Source organism: Aeromicrobium sp. REDSEA-S32_B7 (genome assembly GCF_001626145.1).
Classification (GTDB): Bacteria; Actinomycetota; Actinomycetes; order Propionibacteriales; family Nocardioidaceae; genus Aeromicrobium; species Aeromicrobium erythreum.
The window spans coordinates 1-19,851 of sequence record NZ_LUNF01000036.1 but is presented as its reverse complement, the minus strand read 5'-3'; the positions used below and the strand labels follow the sequence as shown (position 1 = coordinate 19,851).

Genomic DNA, 19,851 nt, shown 5'->3' with positions numbered 1-19,851 from the left:
CACTCGACCAGCGGCAGGTTCCGCTGGTCGAGTAGCAGGGACGAGCTTGCGAGGTCCCTGCGTATCGAGACCACCCGGCAACAGCCCAGCGCGGGCCAACCCACAGCGACAGCCCAGAGTGGTCTCGATACGTCGCCGCCAGCTCCTTCGTCGCAGCGGCGACTACTCGACCGGCGGCGTCGCTGTCGCGTCGAGACCACGGAACGCCGACGGCCGGCCACCCCGAGGGGTGACCGGCCGTCGGTCGGGTGCTGCGGGTGTCAGTCCTGTCCGCGCAGGATGGCGAGGATGCGCAGGATCTCGATGTAGAGCCAGACCAGGGTGACCGTCAGGCCGAAGGCCGCACGCCAGGACTCGCGCTCCGGGAGACCGGCCTCGACGCCGCGCTCGACGAAGTCGAAGTCCATGATCAGCATGAAGACGGCCAGCACGACGGCGATCGCCGAGACGACGAGGCCGAGGCCGGTCATGCCGCGCAGGCCGCCCGACTCGAGGACGCCCGTGATGCTGAGGACGAAGTTGACCAGCATGACGCCGACGAAGGCGAACATGGAGATCGTGACGACCTTGCGGAACTTGTCGGTGACCTGGATGTTGAAGAACTTGTAGGCACCGAGCGTGGCGAAGAAGGCGACCATGGTGGCCAGGACGGCCTGGAACACGATCGTCGGGTCGCCGACGTAGCCGGAGACGACCTTGGAGAAGGCGCCGACGAAGACACCCTCGGCGGCGGCGTACGCGAGGACGAGCGCCGGGCTGATGATCTTCTTGAACGAGTTGACCAGCGAGAGGCCGAAGCCGACGATCGCGCCGGCGAACGCGAAGCCGAACGCCTTCTGCACCGCAGCCTGGTCGGTGGAGATGTCGCCGATGAGGAACCAGGCCGCAGCGGCCGTGGCGACGACGACACCGAGCGTGAGCGCGGTCTTCTCGACCGTGGACTCGATGGTCATGAAGCCCGTGCCGCGGCCCGTGGTGTGGGTCGGGCTGGGCTGCGAGGCCGAGCCGTCGAGGTCGATCTTCCACTGCGACGGATCTGCCGAGCGGGTCGTGGCCGCACCACGGCCGTTGAACCCCTCGGATCGGTTGAACACGGGGTTGTTGCTCTGCATGGTTCCCTCCAGGGAATCAGTACTCAGCACTTCTGAGGAGGTCGATGTGACCTCACCCTACATAACGAGGGAGATGCGCGAATCTATCCCGATCCGGACTGGTTTCTTCCTGAAACCAAAGGGAGCGCGGGGGTCACGCGTCGACGTCGACGAGGTGGTGCGCGACGTCGTGCCAGAGGTACTGCAGGAGGGTCTCCACGGTGAAGGTCGAGCCGTTGCTCCGCTGCCCGGTGCGGCCCCAGGCGTCCGCCGGCACGGCGTCGACCGCTGCCGCGAGTCGCTCCCCCGCAGTCGTGAGCGCGGGCGCGACGTCGGCGGGGCGCTGGCCGGCGTAGTCGTCGTCGACGGCTGTGGCGTCCTGGTCCCAGTTCGCGAAGCGTGCGTCGTCCTCGAGGAGCATGAGACGGAGCCGGTCGTGCATGACCGAGAAGACGTCGCGCACGTGGCACGCGTACTCGAGGTCGGACCAGACGTCCGGGCGACGACGCCGAGCGACGTCGGCCCGGTCGAGCACCTGCCGCCAGCGGGGCAGCGAGTCGCGCACGAGGGTGCCGACGGCGGCGGCCTCGACCTCGCCCGCGACGAGCCCGCACTCGGAGCAGGGCTGGCGCAGCACCCACGTCCAGTCCTTCTCGTCGGGGGCGATGGCGGGGTCGCGGGAGGCGTCGGTGGTGCTCATGCCGACGATCGTGGCGGACGTCCTAGGGTTCGAGCCATGCCCGACGCTGCCGACCTGCCGCAAGATCCCGCCACCGCTCCCGACGAGCCGCCCCGCTACCGCCGCGAGCCGGTGTCGTTCACGCGGCGCGGAGGGCGTCTGACGGAGAAGCAGCAGTCGGCGTGGGACGAGCTGGCCGAGGCCTACGTGCTCGACGTGCCCCGCGCCGGCCCGAGCACGTCGGTCGACCCCGACTGGCGGGGCGACCCTGCGTCGACGTTCGGCCGCGACGCCCCGCTCGTCGTCGAAATCGGCAGCGGACGCGGCGAGAACGTCGTGGCAGCCGCGGAGCGCCACCCGGACTGGAACTTCCTGGCACTGGAGGTGTGGGTGCCGGGCGTCGCGCAGACCCTCGTGCAGGCGCGCGCGACCGGCGTGACGAACGTCCGGCTGGCCGTCGCGAACGCGACCGAGACGCTGGCGACCGCGCTGGAGCCCGAGTCGGTGCACGAGCTGTGGACCTGGTTCCCGGACCCGTGGCACAAGAAGCGGCACCAGAAGCGGCGGCTCGTGACCGTCCCCTTCACCGAGCTCGTCGCGCGGGTGCTGGAGCCGGGCGGCACGTGGCGGCTCGCGACCGACTGGGCCGACTACGGCGAGCAGATGGCCGAGGTGGTGGCGGACAGCCCGCACGTCGAGGGCGGTCCGGTCGAGCGGTTCGAGGGGCGGGTGCTGACGAAGTTCGAGCAGAAGGGCCTCGCGAAGGGGCGCGTGATCCACGACCTCGCGGCCCGGCCGACGCGCTGAGCGACCCTAGACTGGCGCGATGAGCGAGACGACCGCCGACCTGCTCGGCATCGGCGACGGCTTCCGCGTGTGGGCCGTGGGCGGGACGACGGCGGTGACGTCGCTGCTGCGTCCGCTGCCCGAGGGCGTGGAGGTCTTCGACCACGACGCCGACGACCTCGACGCGACCGTGCTGCTCGCCGACGACCTCGACGTCCTGACCGACCAGCTCGACGACGCGCTGCCGCGGCTGTCCACCGTTCCGCTCGTGTGGGCCTGCTTCCCGATGGCCACGGTGTCGCCGGAGGCCGTCGCGGAGGCCGTGCACGACCACGGCTGGGGAGCCACCGCACCCCTCCTGCTCGACGAGACCCATGCCGCGATGCGGCTCGCGCAGGACTGACGGCGCCCCGACGGCGGCAGAGAGGTCGCGGGGCGCGTCGTGGCGGTGGCCGGCGCGCGTCACGCGGGCTCGGTCCGTAGGCGCGCACACCCTCGTCGGCGCGGGCCGCCGTCCAGATCTTGCAGTTCCAGATGATCTCCTGCACGCCCCACCGTTGCGCCAGGCCGGCGGGCACCGCGTTCTTGTCCTTCTTGGTGAACGCGTAGAGGATCGCGTCGCCGGCCTTCTTCTGCGCCGCGTTGTTCACGTTGAGGAAGTGGTCGACCGCGCGACCTTCGGCGTGGAGGCTCCACTCGTTGCTGTTGGCGATCTTGCGGCAGTTGTAGAGGCCGCTGGCGCGGGTCGTCGGGAAGTAGTGCTGCAGGTAGTTCTTGAGTCGGATCGTGCCGGGCTGTGTCTTGCCCGCGCAGTAGGTCGACCTGTTGCTCCCGAGTCCGTCGATCCCCCCACGGGTGACGCGGTTGTCTCCGGGGCCGATCTGGCTCGGGTCGTAGCCGGGCTTCACCGTCACCCACCGGCCGCTGGCGGCATCGGTCTCGGCAGCCTGCGACGACGCAGCCGGGGCGGCCACGAGGGCCAGGGGCGCGACGACCGCGGCAAGGGTCGTGAGCAGCTTCTGTCGGAACGTGGACATCGGTCCTCCTTCGTGTGGACGGTCCGTCCGGCCACACGAAGGAGCCTCGGCACAGGTGCTGCGAGACCGCTGCGACGCGACTGCGAAGCCGGCTCAGACCGTCTGTCGCCGCTTCTCGACGAACGTCATCACGTGGAACACGACGAGCGCGGCGATGGTGCCGAGGGCGATGCCGTTGAAGACCATGTCGCCGACCTTCAGCTCGGGGTTGCCGATGCCGATGACGAGGGCGACGCCGGCGGTGAGCTGGTTGACCGGCACCGAGAAGTCGACGTGGTTGTCGATCCAGATCTTGATGCCGACGATGCCGATGAGGCCGTAGAGCGCGATGGTGACGCCGCCGAGCACACCCGTCGGGATGGTGTTGATCAGCGCCCCGATCTTCGGCGAGAACGACAGCAGGACCGCGATGGCGCCGGCCACCCAGTAGGCCGCCGTCGAGTAGACGCGCGTGGCGGCCATGACGCCGATGTTCTCGCCGTAGGTCGTCGTGCCCGACCCGCCGCCGGCGCCGGCGATGCTGGTCGCGATGCCGTCGGCCAGCAGCGCGCGGCCGGTGCGCTCGTTGATCGTGTCGTCGCCCGTGAGCTGCGCGACGCTGCGCACGTGGCCGACGTTCTCGGCGATGAGCACGAGCACCACCGGGAGGAACGCGGGGATGAAGACCCAGCTGACCTCGGGGGTGCTGAAGTCGGGCAGCCCGAACAGCTTCGCGTCGCGGACGGGCTGAAAGTCGAGCGCGCCGGTGACGGCCGCGTAGACGTAGCCGGCGAGCACGCCGACGATGATCGACAGCCGTCCGACGAGTCCCTTGAACACGACGACGGTGAGCACGAGGACGACGAGGGTGACGACCGCCATCCACGGCCCGGCCTGGGCGTTCTTGATCGCCGTGGGCGCGAGGTTGAAGCCGATGAGCGCCACGATCGAGCCTGCCACGACGGGCGGCATGAGGGCGTTGATCCAGCCGATGCCGGTCCGGACGACGATCGCCCCCACCACGGCGAGGAGCACGCCCGTGACGAGGATCCCGAACATGGCCACCTCGATCGACGCACCCGACGCGGCAACCGCGCCGATCGGCGCGAGGAACGCGAACGACGACCCGAGGTAGCTGGGCAGCCGGTTCTGCGTGAGGACGAGGAACAGGATCGTGCCGAGGCCGGAGAAGAACAGCGTGGCCGTGACCGGGAACCCGGTGATCGTCGGCACCAGGAACGTCGCGCCGAACATCGCCACCACGTGCTGCGCACCGAGCCCGATGGTCCGCGGCCACGTCAGCCGCTCGCCCGGCCGGACGATCTCGCCGTCGGGGATCGTCTTGCCGTCGTGGTGCAGGGTCCAGTTCAGGGGCATGGAGGGATTCTGGCGGAACGACGGGTCTCGTCGCGCACCCCCCCACGACCGGTGCAGGAACAGCGCCAGCCGCACGCCCGACTGCAGCGGAGGCTGACCGGAGCGCCAGACGACGTGGCCGTCGGGGCGCACCACGACGGCGCCGCGCTCCCCCACCTCGAGGAGCCGGACCGCGTCGGGGCGCGGGCCGGCCGGTCGCACCTCCCGCACCACGACCGGGACGGGCAGGCGCTCCCCCACTGCCTCGACCCACGACTCCCATGCGTCGGGGTCGAACGTCAGCAGGGTGAGCCCGCGGTCCTCGACGAGCGTGTGGACGGAGCGTCCGTCGTCGAGCGGCAGGTACGGCAGGCGGCAGCCCGGCCAGGTGGTGGGGCGGTGCCGCAGGACGCCCTCGTCGACCACGGGCTGCTCGCCGGGCTCGCGGTCCACCAGCCGACCCCCGTAGGCGTAGCCGAACTCCAGCCCGGTGGCCACGAAGTGCTCGATCTGGCCCGGCACGGTGTCGACGACGTGCTGCCGTGCGCGCTCGCCGGCCGCCGTGGTGCCCCGCAGGGCCGCCGTGCGCCCGAGCTGCAGGCGCGTGGCGCGCTCGGCGAGAGGCGCCATGACGCGGGCCGGCAGCCACGAGAGCGGCGGGCTGCTGACGGCACGCGTGGCCTGCCGGAGCGAGCGGTTGGTCACCCCCACGACCTTCGTCACCTCGTCGAGCCGCAGGTGGTTCGCGACGCTGTACTCCGCGAACCGCTCGACGACCGGTCGCCGCTCCTGCTCGTACGTGTCGAGCAGCGACGTGCTCGCCTCGCCGCTCAGCACGGCGTCGAGCTTCCAGGCGAGGTTGTCGGCGTCCTGCACGCCGCTGTTGAGCCCGAAACCGCCCGTGTGCGGGAAGCGGTGCGCCGCGTCGCCGACGAGGATCAGGCGCCCGCGCCGGAAGGAGGTGGCGACCTGCGAGGTCATCTCCCACGTGCCGGTGGAGCGGATCTCGACGTCGTGGTCGCGGCCGAGGATGGTGGGCACCATCCACTCCCAGTACGTCCGGCTCGACTGCGCGACCTCCTGCCCCGGGTGCAGGTAGACCGTCATGAGCACGTAGCAGTCGTCGGCGTGGGCGATCATCACGCCGGCGAAGTCGGGCCGATAGATCCAGGTGAGCAGCGGTCGGGTCGCACCGGCCGGGTAGAGGTCGGGGGCGCGGAAGAACGCGCTGCCCATGCGCGCGAGCACGGGCCCCTCGAGCCGGAGACGGGCGACGTCGCGGAGCCGGCTGTTGGCACCGTCGGCCGCCACGACGAACGCGCTGTCGACGTCCTCACGACCGAGCTCGGACGTCAGCCCGACGCGCTGCGTGCCGTCGGGCAGGACGCTCAGGTCCTCGACCTCCACGCCGCGCACGAACGTGACGAGCGGTGCGCGGTCGAGCGCGGCCCACAGCTCGCGCATCAGCTGGTGCTGGCCCACGTGCGATCGCAGGTACGGGCTGTACGTCCGGACGGCAGCCACCTCGTCGGCGTCGTCGAGGAAGTTGAGGTCGGCGATCGGGTCGTGCAGGTCCGACGCCCAGCGGATCGTGCCGAGCTCGGACAGCGGCGGGCTCAGCGCGGCCACGGTCGACGCGAGCAGCGGGTCGGCCTTCTCCCAGATCTCCAGCGACGTCGCGTTCACGACGTGGGCCGCGGGGTGCGTCAGCGGCTGACGTCGACGCTCGAGGACGGTGGTGGCGACGCCGCGGCTGGCCAGCAGCAGGGCGAGGGTCGAGCCGGCCGCGCCCGCACCGACGATCGTCACGGGCGGGCCGGGCACCGTCAGAGCGTCTTCCACGTGATCGTCTTCTTGTTGGTCCGCGGCTTCTGCCCCGGCGGGGTGCCCGCGCCCGGCACCAGGAGGTCGGCGGGGTCGTCGCCCCGGCGCAGCCGCGCGAGCAGGTAGTCGGGGTCGAACATCGTGCCGATCGGGTTCCTCTCGAACTCCTTCGTGCCGAAGAAGGCGGCCGTCTCCTCGATGGTCGGGAAGTTGTCGACCTGGAACTCCAGGCGGATGCCGTCGGGGTCCTCGTAGTAGAGCGACGTCGTCGGACCGTGGTTGATGGCCCAGACGGGATCGATCCCGCGACCCTTCAGCCGCTCGTAGGTGTCGAGCAGCTTCTCGATGGAGAGGAACTGCACGGCCAGGTGGTCGACGCCGTAGATCTTGCGGCGGTACCGCGCGAACGGGAACAGGAACCGCACGAAGCCGGGCACGCCGATCAGCGCCAACCGGTGGTGCTCGTGGTCCCAGCTCAGGAACGTGAGCTCGGAGTCCTCGTGCACCACGCGCGCGCCGAACACGGTGGCGTACCACTCGGTCATCTCGCGCCGCCGGGCCGTCTTGACCACCCAGTGGGCGAGGAAGTCGGGGGCCTCGTCCCAGGGACCGGGGGTGCGCTCGGCGGTGCGCTCGTCCTGTTGTGCCATGGTCGTCCTCTCGGGGCGTCAGACGTCGCGTGGGGCGACGATGGTGGTGCGTTGGGTGCCGAGGTCGGCGGCTCCCAGCGGGTGGCTGATGGACGCCGTGACGACGTCGCCCGGCACCAGGTACGGCTTCTTCAGGTTGGTGCGCACGAACGCCTGCCAGAGCCGACGCTCGCCGAGGATCGCGGTGGCCAGACGTCGCACGACGGCGGGCGGCGAGCCCGCCGTGATGCCGGACGGCGTGCCGGTGAGCAGCAGGTCGCCGGGGTCGAGGTCGCAGAAGGTGCTCAGCTCGGTCAGGGTCTCGGCCGGCTTGTGGAGCAGGTGGCGCGTGCTGTCGTGCTGGCGCACCTCGCCGTTGACCGCGAGCGTCAGGTCGAGCTCGTCGATGAGGCTCATCTCGTCGCGCTCCAGGACGGTGAGGTACGGGCCCACCGGGCAGAACCCGCGGTAGCTCTTGCCCTTGAGGAACTGGCCCTGCGGCAGCTGGACGTCGCGGGCGGAGAGGTCGTTGGCGACGGTCACGGCGAAGACGTGGTCGGCGAGGTTATCGCGCGTGACGGTGACCGGCCCGCGCACGCGGCTGCGCAGCACCAGGGCCATCTCGATCTCGTAGTCGAGCAGGCGCACGTGGGCCGGCCGCACGACGTCGTCGAACGGTCCGGTGACCGACGCGTCGGTCTTGTCGAAGAACAGGTTGAAGTCGAGGGCGTCGGGGTCCATCCCCGACTCGATCGCGTGCTCGCGGTAGTTCACGCCCTGGCACATCACGCGGCACGGGGTGGTGACCGGCGAGAGCACCTCGACGTCGTCGAGCGCGACCGAGCCGGACTCGGCGGCACGAGCCCGCCAGTCGTCCTCGCCGTGCTCGACGAGGTCGCCGGTGGTGGCGTAGGCGCCGTCGAGCGGGGCGACGAAGCCGTCGACACCGAGCACGCCCCAGGCCGGGTCCGCGGACGCGCCGGTCCGGTATCGCAGCAGGTTGGTCGCCACAGGTGCTCCTTCGTCGACGGCTCTCTCCCCCAACCGTAGGACGCTTTTTGATCGTGAGTCAAGAACTTGACCAGTCGTCAAGATCGAGACGGGTGGCCTACTGTGGTGGCGTGACGACGCAGGACCAGGCACGGACGCCGCGACCACCCCGCGTGGACCGGCGCCAGGCACTCCTCGACGCCGCCATCGCCCTGTTCGTCGAGCGTGGCTACGACGACGTGGGCGTCGGCGACGTCGCCGCGCGCGCAGGCGTGGCGCACGGGCTCGTGTCGTACTACTTCGGCGGGAAGCGCGGGATCGCGGCCGAGGCGCTGCGGCAGGTGCTCGCCGAGGTGAGCGCGCACCAGGCGCCTCGCCCCGACGAGACCACCGTCCGGGAGCGGCTCGAGGGCTTCGTCGGGCGCCACCTGGAGTTCCTCGCCACCTATCGCGAGGGGTACCTCGCGCTCCTGCACGGCGCCGCCGCGGCACAGCCGGAGGTGCGGCAGCTGCTGCGCGAGGCGCGGCTCGAGGGCGCGGCCACGGTGGCCGAGGTCGTCGGCCTGCCCCAGCCGCTCTCCCCCCTGCACCGGGTGGCGATGAGCAGCTGGGTGGCCGTGCTCGACACGTGCGCCGAGGAGGTGGCGGCCGACGACACGCTCGACGTCGGCACGCTCACCACGTGGGCGGTCGACGTGCTGCTCACCAGCCTCGACGCGCTCCCCGAGCCGCCGGCCTGACGGCTCCTCGGTCAGTCGTCGAGGTCCTCGCCGCGCGCCCAGTCGCGCATGACGATGAGCGTCTTCGTGTGCGTGGTGCGTCCGGTGCGGCGGATGCGGTTGACCACCCGCTGCAGGTGGTCGACGTCGTGCACGCGCAGCCGAACGAGCACGTCGGGGTCGCCCGCGATGGTGAAGACGTTCTGCACCTCCTCGATCCCGCGTAGGAGCTGCTCGAGCTCGCCGGTCTCGGTGTCGCCGGTGAGCCGGATCTCGGTGAACGCGTCGAGGTCGCCGGCGGCCCGGTCGTCGACGACGGTGACGTAGCCCTTGATCACGCCGATCCGCTCGAGGCGGTCGATCCGGCGGCTGACCGGGCCGGGCGACAGGTTCACCGCCCGCGCCAGCTCGCTGACCGGCGCCCTCGCGTCGCGGCGCAGCAGGTCGAGCAGACGGCGGTCGACGTCGTCGAGACGTGCCGCCCGTGGGGTCGCCCGCGACCCGTCACCGGCCTGCGCCATCACGCACCTCCCTGTCGGAGGCACCCAGGGTAGGGCAGGCCTGCTTCCGACCACGGGTGCCGGCGGACGGTCACCGTCCGGCGAGGGTGAGCGCGGCATCGACGATGGAGGCGGTGTCGATGCCGTGCAGGCGGTACGCGTCGTCGACGTCGCTCGACTGGCCGAACTCGCGGACGCCGAGCCCGACCAGCCGGTCGCCTCGCAGGCCGGCGAGGAACGACAGCGTGTGCGGGTGGCCGTCCATCACGGTGACCAGCGGGGCGGGGTGCGCGGCCGGGAACAGCACCTCCGCGATGTCGCTCGCGTGGTGCGCGCCCACGCGACCGCGCGCGTCGTAGGAGCGGTAGACGAGGTCGGGGCTGGTGAGGCACACGACGCCCGCCCGGACGCCGACTGACGCGAGCCTGTCGGCGGCGGCCAGCACCTCGGGCATGACCGCGCCGACGCCGACGAGGGTCACGTCGTCACCACCAGCGGGGTCGCCCAGCCGGTAGCCGCCCGCGACGGCGTGCCGTCGACGTCGCTCGAGCAGGTCGGGGTCGTCGGGGAGGCGGGCTGCCGTCTGGTCGAGCGGACGGGTCGACAGTCGGAAGTACGCCGACGTGCCGTCGGGCCGGCCCACCTGGCCCATCGCCGCGAGCAGGCACCACTCGAGGTCCTGCGCGAACGCCGGCTCCCACGCGACGCAGCCGGGCTGCTCGAGCCCGATCGACGGGGTGGTGATCGACTGGTGCGCGCCGCCCTCGGGCGCGAGCGTGACGCCCGAGGGCGTGCCGACCAGGATCGACTGGCCGCCGGCGTACATGCCGTACGACCACGGCTCGAGCGCCCGGGCGACGAAGGGGTCGTAGAGCGTCGCGAGCGGGATGAGCCGCTCGCCCCACCGGCTCCAGGTGGTGCCGAGCTCGCCGAGCAGGCCCACCAGGTTGACCTCGGCGATGCCGAGCTCGATGTGCTGACCTCCGGTGCCCTCGGCCCAGCGCAGCGTGCGCTGCGCGTCGTCGGCGAACCAGTCGCGTCGGTCCTGCGCCGACCAGACACCGGTCTTGTTGATCCAGCCGCCGAGGTTGGTGGAGGAGGCGACGTCGGGGCTGCAGGTGACGACCTTCCCCGCGACCTGGGGCGCCTCGCGCGTGAGGTCGACGAGGAACCGGCCGAGTGCGGCCTGCGTCGACACCGGGGCGCGGTGCGACCGGCCCAGGGCCACGGGCAGGGCGTCGACGGTCGGTGTGGCGACGGGCTCGCGGCGCAGCGCCTCACCCCGTCGGCGGCAGAGCTGGTCGGCGGCGGAGCCGGGCTCGAACGCCCGCCACGGGTCGGCGCGGTCGGCACCGACCTCCGCAGCGTAGGCGTCCATCTGCTCCTCGGTGAGCAGCGCGGAGTGGTTGGCCGGGTGGCCCTCGATCGGCAGCCCGCGGCCCTTGATCGTGTAGGCGAGGACGACCGTCGGTCGGTGCGTGTCGACGTGGCGGAACGTGTCGACGAGGAGGTCGAGGTCGTGCCCGCCCAGGTCGCGCACGGCCTCGGCGAGGGTGGCGACGGACAGCGACCCGACGAGCGCCGTCAGCTCCGCGCTGGCGTCGTCGCCGAGGATGCGGTCGGGCAGCTCGGCCGGGTCGGCGCGCAGCATCCGCTGGTACTCCTCGTTGGGCATCGACTCGAGCCGGCGGCGCAGGTCGGCGCCTCCGGGGCGCTCGAAGAGGGACGTGATCGTCCGGCCCCACGCCAGGGTGAGCACCTGCCAGCCCGCGGCCTCGAACATCCCCTCGAGGCGGTGGACCTGCACGTCCGGCACCACACGGTCGAGCGACTGGCGGTTGACGTCGACCACCCACAGCACCTCGCCGAGCCCGGCGACGGCAGGGTCGGCGACGGCCTCCCACACGGCACCCTCGTCGAGCTCCGCGTCGCCGACGAGGCTGATGAACCGTCCTGCGGGGGCGACGTCGGCGACGCGCGAGTCGAGGTAGCGGTGCGCGAGCGCGGCCCAGATCGCGGCCGTCGCGCCGATGCCGAGTGTCGGGGTCCTTGAGCCGGCTGGGGTAGCTCTGCAGGCCGCCCTTCTCGCGCAGCCGCCCGAGGTAGGAGGCGTCGAGGTCGCCGAGGAGGTAGTTGACGGCGTGCAGCACCGGCGAGGCGTGCGGCTTGACCGACACCCGGTCGTCGCGCTCCAGCTCGGAGAACCACAGGGCGGTCATGATGTCGACCATCGACGCGCTCGACGCCTGGTGCCCGCCGACCTTCACCCCCGATGCGTTCGGCCGCCCGTGGTTGGCGGCGTCGACGATGGCGGTGGCGATCCACCGCACTCGCTCGGCCACCTCCCGCAGGGTCGCGGAGGTGTCGGCGGACGTGGGGGCAGGGAGCAGCTCGGTCATCGGGGCCTCGCTCGGTCGCAGGACGGGCGGTCGCCCAGCGGGTCGCCGCGAGCCTTCTGGGCCCGCGTCCACGACCACGTGGCGTACCGCGACGGCGTCCGGGGATCGCCCGGAGGTCCAGGGTGGCTCTCGACGTTCGTCGCGAGGAAGCATCATGACCGAGTTCGCCTCTATACGTGACTTTCGTGCGAGTTGAGACGCAGCTGCAGCGCAAATGTGCCGCTGAGAGCACGATTCAGTCTCTACGCGACACTTCGCAGTGAACGGCCGTCACCAAGGCCGACCGTCCGGTCAGCGTCGCCCTCCCTGAGCGACAAGACTCACCGCACGACCGGTTTCATCCGGCAGGACAACCGTGGTGCTGACTATCGCCTGATGAGGGCACTCAGAATGCCCGAGAGCCCATCATCAGGACCCGCTGAGTCTTGTTGCAGATACGCCTCGATCACCGTCCGACCCATGTCGTGAATGAAACGTTGCCGCTCCGTCGCGTCCTCGATCTGCTCCCCGTAGGCGAACATGGTGTTGAGAGCCACGGAGAGGTCCCGATTTCGCTGTCGGTTTCTGTCGCGTACCCGAGACCGCGTCAACAGCACGCCCGCGACCGCAGCCAAAGCCAGTGCGGCGGTCAAATGGGCTCCGAGGACTTGAGTCTCCGACAGCCGAAGACCATGACCGCCGAAGAGGGCACAGTAGTGAGCAATCAGGGGAATGAGAGAGAGGAAAGCGCCGAACACGACGATCCCAATTCCCACATTCCACGCCTTGTTGGCCTGCCCCTCGGCAGCCTGCGCCTCCGAGTCGAAAAAAGAGGAGGCTTGCGCGTTAGTGGTCTGGGTGATCAGGGTTTTCAAGCGAGACGATTGCGAGTCGATGCTTGCCTTGCTGCTCTCGAAGTGCTCTGAGAGCTCATCGGCAGCTGATCGCAACTTCTCTGCACGATCCTCCGCCTCTTTGCGCACAGAGTCGATTGCGGACGACGACGACCTGGCGGCCTCCAGCACGGTCGTCCACTGATCACTTTCGATTGGAAACGGAGTCGTCCAGGGCAGCGAAGTCATCGCGCCCACTCCCGCGACATCCCCTTGCTGAGCGAAGTTGACCGCTTGACCGAGAGGATCGACATAGTTGAGGCCGAGTGGGGCCGCGAGTCGAGCGAGGTCAACCGCCTTCGACCGAAGAGATGGATCTCCCATCATCGTGCCAACGACATATCCGGCCGCCTGTGGAAACCCTCCCCGCACCGCAGTCTCTGCGAATGGGATCGCCTCTCGCCAGCCGGCTTCTCCCTGCTGATGCAGAAACCAAGCAAGCAATGCCGAAGCGAGGGGATTGCCGCCCTCTGCCGCCGGACGAACTTGAGCCTTTGCCGGTTCCGGCTGCCCCTGCATCCACGTTTGAGTAGCCGACGTGAAGGCGTCGGCATCAAAAGTTGGGTATCCGGCGGTCGCGGTAGGAGGTGAGCTCGACACACGGTCAGCATCCCTACCTCCACCGACAGAAAGAACTGTGCCGGAAGTAACGAGCACGTCGACCTCGCCAGCGGAAGAGCCTGACCGCAAAGCAAGCTTTCAGAAGAGAGATCGCTTGCTTTGCAATCTTTCGAGATCGCGGCAGCACCCCTCAGGCACACTGCACACGTGCCCGACCCGCTCCACAACCTCCTCGCCGCGCCGCCCGACCTGCCGGTCGTCGCGGGGCTGGCTGCGCTGGGCGAGGCGGTGCGAGGTCGGGGCGTCGCGGTGGTCCAGGCTCCTCCCGGGACCGGCAAGACGACGCTCGTCCCGCCTGCGGTCGCGGTGGCCGTCGAGGGTCGCGTGGTCGTCACGCAGCCGAGCCGGATCGCCGCTCGCGCCGCCGCGCGACGGCTGGCGCACCTGCTCGGGGAGCCGGTCGGCGAGACCGTCGGGTACGCCGTCCGCGGTGACCGGAAGACGAGTCGGCGCACGCGGGTCGAGGTCGTCACCACCGGGCTCCTGCTGCGACGCATCCAGCACGACCCCGAGCTGGCCGGCGTCGGCGCGGTCGTGCTCGACGAGGTGCACGAGCGCCACCTCGACGCCGACCTGACCCTCGCGCTGCTCGTCGACGTCCGCGCCAACCTGCGCGACGACCTCGTCCTCATCGCGATGTCGGCCACCGTCGAGGCGGAGCGGACTGCAGGGTTGCTGGCCTCGGTCGAGGAGCCGGCGCCGGTGGTCGACGTCCCGGGCGCCCTGCACCCCGTGCAGTCCATGTGGTCCTCGGCGCCTCCCGGCGTGCGTCGGACCGACGACCGCGGCATCACCCCGGCCTTCCACGACCACGTCGCCTCGACCGTCCGCCGGGCGCTCGCCGAGCACGAGGGCGACGTGCTCGTCTTCGTGCCGGGCGTCGCGGAGGTCGACGCGACCATGCGCCGGCTGCACGACGTCGACGCCGACGTGCGCCCCCTGCACGGACGCCTGCCCGGCGCGGAGCAGGACCGTGCGCTCAGCGAAGGTCCGCGTCGCCGGGTCGTCGTCTCGACCGCGGTCGCGGAGTCGTCGCTGACCGTGCCGGGCGTGCGGGTCGTCGTCGACGCCGGCTTCTCGCGCGAGCCGCGCACCGACCACCGTCGCGGGCTTTCGTCGCTCGTGACGGTGGCGGTGAGCAAGGCGGCCGCGGAGCAGCGGGCGGGTCGCGCCGGACGTCTCGGACCGGGTGCCGTGCTGCGCTGCTGGTCGAAGGAGGAGCACGCCCGCCTGGCCGACCACCCGGAGCCCGAGATCGCCACCGCCGACCTCACCGCGTTCGCGCTGGAGGCGGCCTGCTGGGGCAGCGACGACGTGCGCGACCTGGCCCTGCTTGACCAGCCGCCCGAGCACGCCCTGGCCACGGCACGGCAGACGCTCCTTGAGCTCGGCGCGACCACCGACGACGGACGAGCGACCGCCCGCGGCCGCGTGATGGCGAGCGTGCCCGTCGACCCGCGGCTCGCGCGAGCGCTCATCGACGGGTCCCCACTCGTCGGGGCCCGGCGGGCGGCCGAGGTGGTGGCGATGCTGGGCGAGGACGTCCGCTCACCCGGCGGCGACCTCGTCGCGGCGCTCCGCTCGCTGCGCTCGGGCCACCGGTCGGGGCCGTGGCGCGACCAGGTGAAGCGGCTCGAGGCCATCGCGAAGGAGCACGCAAAAGAGGCGACCGGTGCACGATCGCTCACCGACGACGTCGCCGTCGGCCTGGTCGTGGCTCTCGCCCACCCGGACCGCGTCGCGCGGAAGCGCGCGGGCGGATCGGTGTACCTGATGACCGGCGGCACCGGCGCTGCCTTCGACCCCCGCGACCCCAGCCCGCTGGCTGGCCTGGAGTGGCTGGCTGTCGCCGACGCCGACCGACGGTCCGGGCAGCGCGAGGCCCGCATCCGCTCGGCCGCGCCCCTCACCGAGGACCTCGCGCTCGAGGCCGCGGGCTCGTCGTGGACCGAGGTCGACGAGGTCACCTGGGTCGACGGTCGGGTGCGGGCGCGCCGCCGCACGCTGCTCGGCGCGATCGAGCTCTCGTCGGTCCCGATCAAGGACCCGCCGGCCGACGCGGTGACCGCAGCCATCCGGGAGGCGTTGGAGGTCGAGGGCATCGACTTGCTCACCTGGTCGGAGTCGGCCACCGCCCTCCGCGCCCGTCTCGACTTCCTCCACCGCGCGATCGGCGCCCCGTGGCCCGACGTCAGCGACGACGCCCTGACCGAGACCCTCGAGTCGTGGCTCGGACCGCAGCTCGCGCGCGTCCGCTCCGCCCAGGACCTCCGCCGCATCGACGTCACCTCGGCCCTGCGCGCCCTCCTGCCCTGGCCCGACGCGAGCCGGCTCGACGACCTGGCGCCCGAGCGGGTGGAGGTCCCCAGCGGGTCGAGCGTGAGGATCGACTACGCCCAGGAGCAGCCCGTGCTCGCGGTCCGACTGCAGGAGGTCTTCGGCTGGACCGCGACGCCGACCCTGGCGGACGGCAGGATCCCGGTGCTGCTGCACCTGCTCTCCCCCGCGCGTCGACCCGCCGCGGTCACCGCCGACCTCGACTCCTTCTGGGACAACGGCTACCCGGGCGTCCGCGCCGACCTTCGTGGGCGCTACCCGAAGCACGCCTGGCCCGACGATCCCCGCAGCGCCACCCCGACCCGACGGACGAAGCCGACACGCGACCAGCGGTGACGCCGAGCAGCGCGTCGAGGATCCTCGACGCGCAGGGGTTGCGCCGCGATGAAACGTGCCCGTACCATCGGAAAGAACGATACCGTTTCGTTTCATCCGCGACCGTCGCACCAGGAGCACCATGACCCCGGCCGAAGCCGCAGCCGCCCGTCCTCGCGTGGAGGGCGAGCGTGAGCACGAGATCCTCGAGGCAGCGCTCGACGTCCTGGCCGACGTCGGCTACGACCGCCTGACGATGGACGCCGTGGCCTCCGCCGCGCGAGCGTCGAAGGCCACGCTGTACCGCCGTTGGGACACCAAGGCCAGCCTCGTCCTGGAGGCCGTCCTCGCCCAGAAGGGTCCTCTCGCGGCCGTGCCCGACACCGGCAGCCTGCGCGGCGACCTCCTCGCCTCGCACTGCGGTCGCGGGGGGCTGACCGACGAGCGTCAGATCGCGATCTTCAGCGCCGTGCTCACGGCCCTCGGCCGCGACGCCGAGTTCGCCGACGGCTTCCGCACCCGGGTCCTCGGCCCCAAGGTCGAGGCGACCCAGGAGCTCTTCGCCCGTGCCCGCGAGCGTGGTGAGGTCCGCGACGATGTCGACCTCGACATCGTCGGGCCGGCCCTTGCCGGCATCGTGCTGCACCGCGAGTTCGTCCTCGGCGAGGTGCCCACCCCCGAGAGGGTCGCCGCCGTCATCGACCAGGTGATCCTCCCCGCCGTCCTGCGCCACTCCCCCGACCAGACCCCCAAGGACCCCTCATGACCGACACCACCCCCGACGCCGGGAGTCACCTCACCGAGCCGGAGGACCTCACTCCCGAGACGAACCGCCGGCTGGGCTGGGCGCTCGTCATCATCTGCATCGCGCAGCTGATGGTCGTGCTCGACGCGACGATCGCCAACATCGCCCTGCCCTACATCGCGACCGACCTGAAGATCGGCCAGGCGAACCTGCAGTGGATCGTCACGGGCTATGCCCTCGCGTTCGGCGGCCTGCTGCTCCTCGGCGGCCGCCTGGCCGACCTCTACGGTCGTCGCCGGATCTTCATGACCGGCCTCGTCGTGTTCGCCGTCGCCTCGGCGTTGGGCGGACTCGCCCAGAACGAGCCGATGCTGCTCGCGTCGCGCGGCCTGCAGGGCATCGGCGCGGCGCTGGCCGCTCCCGCCGCCCTGGCGCTCATCACGACGACCTTCCCCGCGGGCCCCCTGCGCAACCGCGCGTTCAGCGTCTACGCCGCGCTGTCGGGTGTGGGCGCGGCGATCGGCCTGATCCTCGGCGGCTGGCTGACCGGCCTGGAGCTGGGCAACCTCGAGGGCTGGCGGCTGACGTTCCTCATCAACGTGCCGATCGGCCTGGTGGCGGCGTTCCTGGCGCCGCGGTTCCTGCCCGAGAGCAAGCCGCAGCGCCTGCCGCTCGACATCCCCGGCGCCCTGAGCGGCACCCTCGGTCTGGCCGCGCTGGTCTTCGGCCTGTCCCGGGCCGGCGACGAGCGCTACGGCTGGGGCGACACCTCGACCGTCGTGCCGCTGGTCGTCTCGGCCGTGCTGCTCGTCGGCTTCATCGTGATCGAGCGCTCGGTGAAGAGCCCGCTGCTGCCCCTCGACATCTTCGCCAGCCGCGCCCGCTCGGTCGCGTTCGCCTCGATGATGATCACCCCGGCGGCCATGTTCGCGATGTTCTTCTTCCTGTCGCTGTTCGTCCAGAACGTGCTCGGCTACAGCCCGCTGCACACGGGCTTCGCGTTCCTGCCGTTCACGGTCGGCATCGTCATGGGCGCGACCCTCTCGTCGAAGCTGATCGCGCGCATGGACCCGCGGTTCATCGCCGGAGTCGGCACGATCCTGGCCGGCATCGCCCTGTTCGGCTTCTCGCGGATCAGCGTCGACGACAGCCCCGCCCACCTGCTGCGCATCGCAAGTGGCAGCGGCTCGCTGAGCGACGACGTGAACTACTGGACCGCGATCGCGCCGTTCATCATCCTGATGGCGTTCGGCATGGGCCTGGTGTTCGTGACGATGACCCTGGTGGCCGTGCACGGCATCCCTTCGGAGGAGTCCGGCATCGGCTCGGGCGTGCTCAACACCATGCAGCAGGTGGGCGGCGCCATCGGCCTGGCCGCACTGTCCACCGTCGCCCTGCACTTCTCGACCAACCGCGGCGAGGAGATCGGCGGCGCCCTCCAGGCCACGTCCGGGTCGGGTGCCGCCCCCTCCCCCGACGCCGCCGACCGACTGAACGCCCTCATCGGCCAGGCCGCCTTCACCGAGGGCGCGACCCACGCGTTCCTCGTCGGCGCCTTCATGATCTGGACCGCCTCGGCCATCATCTGGCTGCTGCTGAACGTCAAGCACGACGAGCTGGCGACGGACGGGCCGGAGGGCGTCGCCGTCTGATCCTGACGTCGGGTGCCCTCCATTGAGCACCCGACTCTTGGGGCCAGTCCTCTAGGTCGGGTGCCAGCGCCGAGATCTTGGGGTGAAGACGTCGATACGTTTCGCCTGGCCGACAGGCGCAGTGACATTTGTCCCGGCAACACACGAGCGGCCCCAGAAGCACTGCCCCGAAGAGGAGGCAGCAGCTACCTCGGGCTCAACGTAGTGTCGGTGAATGTCACGAAGGCCCGCTTCGCGATACGAACTATGCCTCCGACTCGACGTCCGCTGCCCTGCGAGTCAATTGCGTGAGGCCGTTAGTTGTCCCCTCCGACGTATATGGTCGAACGCATGAGCGATGTCGATGGAAAGCACGTCTTCCTGTCATACGTGAAGGAAGACACGGAGGCCGTCGATCGACTGTGCGAAGTCCTTGAAGCGGCGCAGATTCCTTACTGGAGAGATCGCAAGTCTCTAGGACCTGGGGACATCTGGAAAGCGAAGATCCGTGAAGCGGTGCGGGACGGCTCCCTCGTGTTCCTAGCTTGCTTTTCCGATGAGTCGCGTGCGCGCGAAAAGTCGTACCAGAACGAAGAACTGACTCTCGCAGTCGAAGAGTTCCGCAAAATGCCTCCAGGGCGAACCTGGCTGATTCCTGTGCGTTTCGACGGGGGGCCGGTTCCCGAATGGGACCTGGGGGCGGGGCGGGTCTTGGGCGACCTCAACTACTCCGACCTCTTCGGCGACCAGTACACAAGAGAATCTGTCGAGCTGGTGACGACCATCCATCGCCTGATGGGCGAAAAGCGCCTCGATGCTGCGACGGCCATGGCGGCCGTAGAGCAGGCCACGGCGGTGAACCGCCCGGACCTGCTGCGACGCATGACCAAAGACATGTTGCTGGAGCAGGCGCGGCGTATCGAGCTCGACGAGTTGATCTCCCGAGAGGTGCAGAGGGTTAGTGAAGTCGTAGCGGATAGGGACCGCGTTGCAGGGCCTATGGAGGGCTTAGGAGAAGAGATCTACGTGAAGGTCGCGGCCCAGGCGCACGACCTCTGGAAGCTATCCGAACCCTTTTGCGCCTCCCTCCAGGTCGCGACGAGATGGGGCACTGGGAACGATCTCGACCCCTGGCGTACCGGTATCCGAGCGTTTGCGCAGGGAGCGGCGAAGCAGGACAGCGGCATGCCCGCTCTGCTCGAACTCCGTCACATTCCGGCAGTAGTCGCGATCATGACCGTCGTTGGGCTCAACCGGTTGTTGCAAGTAGCCCTTCGTTGAGGGTCTGGGCTGGAGTCTTCCATCCGAGGGTCTGGCGTGGGCGGGTGTTCAGGCGTAGGG

At 70.7% G+C, this 19,851-nt stretch carries 15 protein-coding genes; 7 read left to right on the top strand and 8 right to left on the bottom strand.

Features of this window, described 5'->3' with window-relative positions; translation table 11 throughout:
• Window positions 1-260 precede the first annotated feature (260 nt).
• Both A6Q79_RS02605 and A6Q79_RS02600 read right to left on the bottom strand, forming a co-directional pair.
• Entirely contained in the window at window positions 261-1,112 is an 852-nt protein-coding gene (locus A6Q79_RS02605) for a Bax inhibitor-1/YccA family protein (protein ID WP_067859440.1), read from the bottom strand.
• A 133-nt stretch (window positions 1,113-1,245) separates the two neighbouring features.
• Window positions 1,246-1,791, bottom strand: a complete 546-nt coding sequence (locus A6Q79_RS02600; RefSeq protein WP_286689273.1) for a DinB family protein — start codon at window positions 1,789-1,791, stop codon at window positions 1,246-1,248.
• 36 nt (window positions 1,792-1,827) lie between these two features.
• On the opposite strand from A6Q79_RS02600, the gene trmB reads away from it, so the two are divergent.
• Window positions 1,828-2,577 (top strand): tRNA (guanosine(46)-N7)-methyltransferase TrmB, encoded by a 750-nt coding sequence (gene trmB / locus A6Q79_RS02595; RefSeq protein WP_317695997.1) that lies wholly within the window; start codon window positions 1,828-1,830, stop codon window positions 2,575-2,577.
• 19 nt (window positions 2,578-2,596) lie between these two features.
• Complete coding sequence (locus tag A6Q79_RS02590; RefSeq protein WP_067859449.1) at window positions 2,597-2,959, top strand: DUF3052 family protein; 363 nt, start codon at window positions 2,597-2,599, stop codon at window positions 2,957-2,959.
• A gap of 727 nt (window positions 2,960-3,686) precedes the next feature.
• Here the strand turns inward: A6Q79_RS02590 and A6Q79_RS02585 are convergent.
• The 3 genes from A6Q79_RS02585 to A6Q79_RS02575 are packed head-to-tail and all read right to left on the bottom strand — an operon-like array spanning window position 3,687 to window position 8,392.
• Complete coding sequence (locus A6Q79_RS02585; protein WP_317695994.1) at window positions 3,687-6,752, bottom strand: solute carrier family 23 protein; 3,066 nt, start codon at window positions 6,750-6,752, stop codon at window positions 3,687-3,689.
• Between the two features lie 2 nt (window positions 6,753-6,754).
• Window positions 6,755-7,402, bottom strand: a complete 648-nt coding sequence (locus A6Q79_RS02580; protein WP_286689269.1) for a VOC family protein — start codon at window positions 7,400-7,402, stop codon at window positions 6,755-6,757.
• Window positions 7,403-7,420: 18 nt separating this feature from the next.
• Window positions 7,421-8,392, bottom strand: a complete 972-nt coding sequence (locus A6Q79_RS02575) for a fumarylacetoacetate hydrolase family protein (RefSeq protein WP_286689268.1) — start codon at window positions 8,390-8,392, stop codon at window positions 7,421-7,423.
• 110 nt (window positions 8,393-8,502) lie between these two features.
• On the opposite strand from A6Q79_RS02575, the gene A6Q79_RS02570 reads away from it, so the two are divergent.
• On the top strand, window positions 8,503-9,111 hold the full coding sequence (locus A6Q79_RS02570; RefSeq protein ID WP_286689267.1) for a TetR/AcrR family transcriptional regulator: 609 nt from the start codon (window positions 8,503-8,505) through the stop codon (window positions 9,109-9,111).
• An 11-nt stretch (window positions 9,112-9,122) separates the two neighbouring features.
• Here A6Q79_RS02570 and A6Q79_RS02565 read toward each other — a convergent pair whose 3' ends face one another.
• From A6Q79_RS02565 to A6Q79_RS02555, 3 genes are all read right to left on the bottom strand, one after another.
• Complete coding sequence (locus tag A6Q79_RS02565) at window positions 9,123-9,611, bottom strand: Lrp/AsnC family transcriptional regulator (RefSeq protein ID WP_067859468.1); 489 nt, start codon at window positions 9,609-9,611, stop codon at window positions 9,123-9,125.
• 70 nt (window positions 9,612-9,681) lie between these two features.
• On the bottom strand, window positions 9,682-11,604 hold the full coding sequence (locus A6Q79_RS02560; protein ID WP_286689274.1) for a pyruvate dehydrogenase: 1,923 nt from the start codon (window positions 11,602-11,604) through the stop codon (window positions 9,682-9,684).
• A 750-nt stretch (window positions 11,605-12,354) separates the two neighbouring features.
• Complete coding sequence (locus A6Q79_RS02555; RefSeq protein ID WP_286689266.1) at window positions 12,355-13,380, bottom strand: hypothetical protein; 1,026 nt, start codon at window positions 13,378-13,380, stop codon at window positions 12,355-12,357.
• A 249-nt stretch (window positions 13,381-13,629) separates the two neighbouring features.
• Between A6Q79_RS02555 and hrpB the strand changes: the two genes are divergently transcribed.
• The 4 genes from hrpB to A6Q79_RS02535 all read left to right on the top strand — a co-directional run bounded on the left by hrpB (window position 13,630) and on the right by A6Q79_RS02535 (window position 19,791).
• Window positions 13,630-16,155, top strand: coding sequence for an ATP-dependent helicase HrpB (gene hrpB, locus A6Q79_RS02550; protein WP_286689265.1), 2,526 nt, complete (start codon window positions 13,630-13,632; stop codon window positions 16,153-16,155).
• A 121-nt stretch (window positions 16,156-16,276) separates the two neighbouring features.
• Window positions 16,277-16,900, top strand: coding sequence for a TetR/AcrR family transcriptional regulator (locus tag A6Q79_RS02545; protein WP_286689264.1), 624 nt, complete (start codon window positions 16,277-16,279; stop codon window positions 16,898-16,900).
• A complete protein-coding gene (locus tag A6Q79_RS02540; RefSeq protein ID WP_286689263.1) occupies window positions 16,897-18,531 on the top strand; it encodes an MFS transporter in 1,635 nt (544 codons plus the stop codon). The genes A6Q79_RS02545 and A6Q79_RS02540 overlap by 4 nt, the downstream gene beginning before the upstream one ends.
• 330 nt (window positions 18,532-18,861) lie before the next feature.
• Entirely contained in the window at window positions 18,862-19,791 is a 930-nt protein-coding gene (locus A6Q79_RS02535; RefSeq protein WP_286689262.1) for a toll/interleukin-1 receptor domain-containing protein, read from the top strand.
• Window positions 19,792-19,851: the final 60 nt, after the last annotated feature.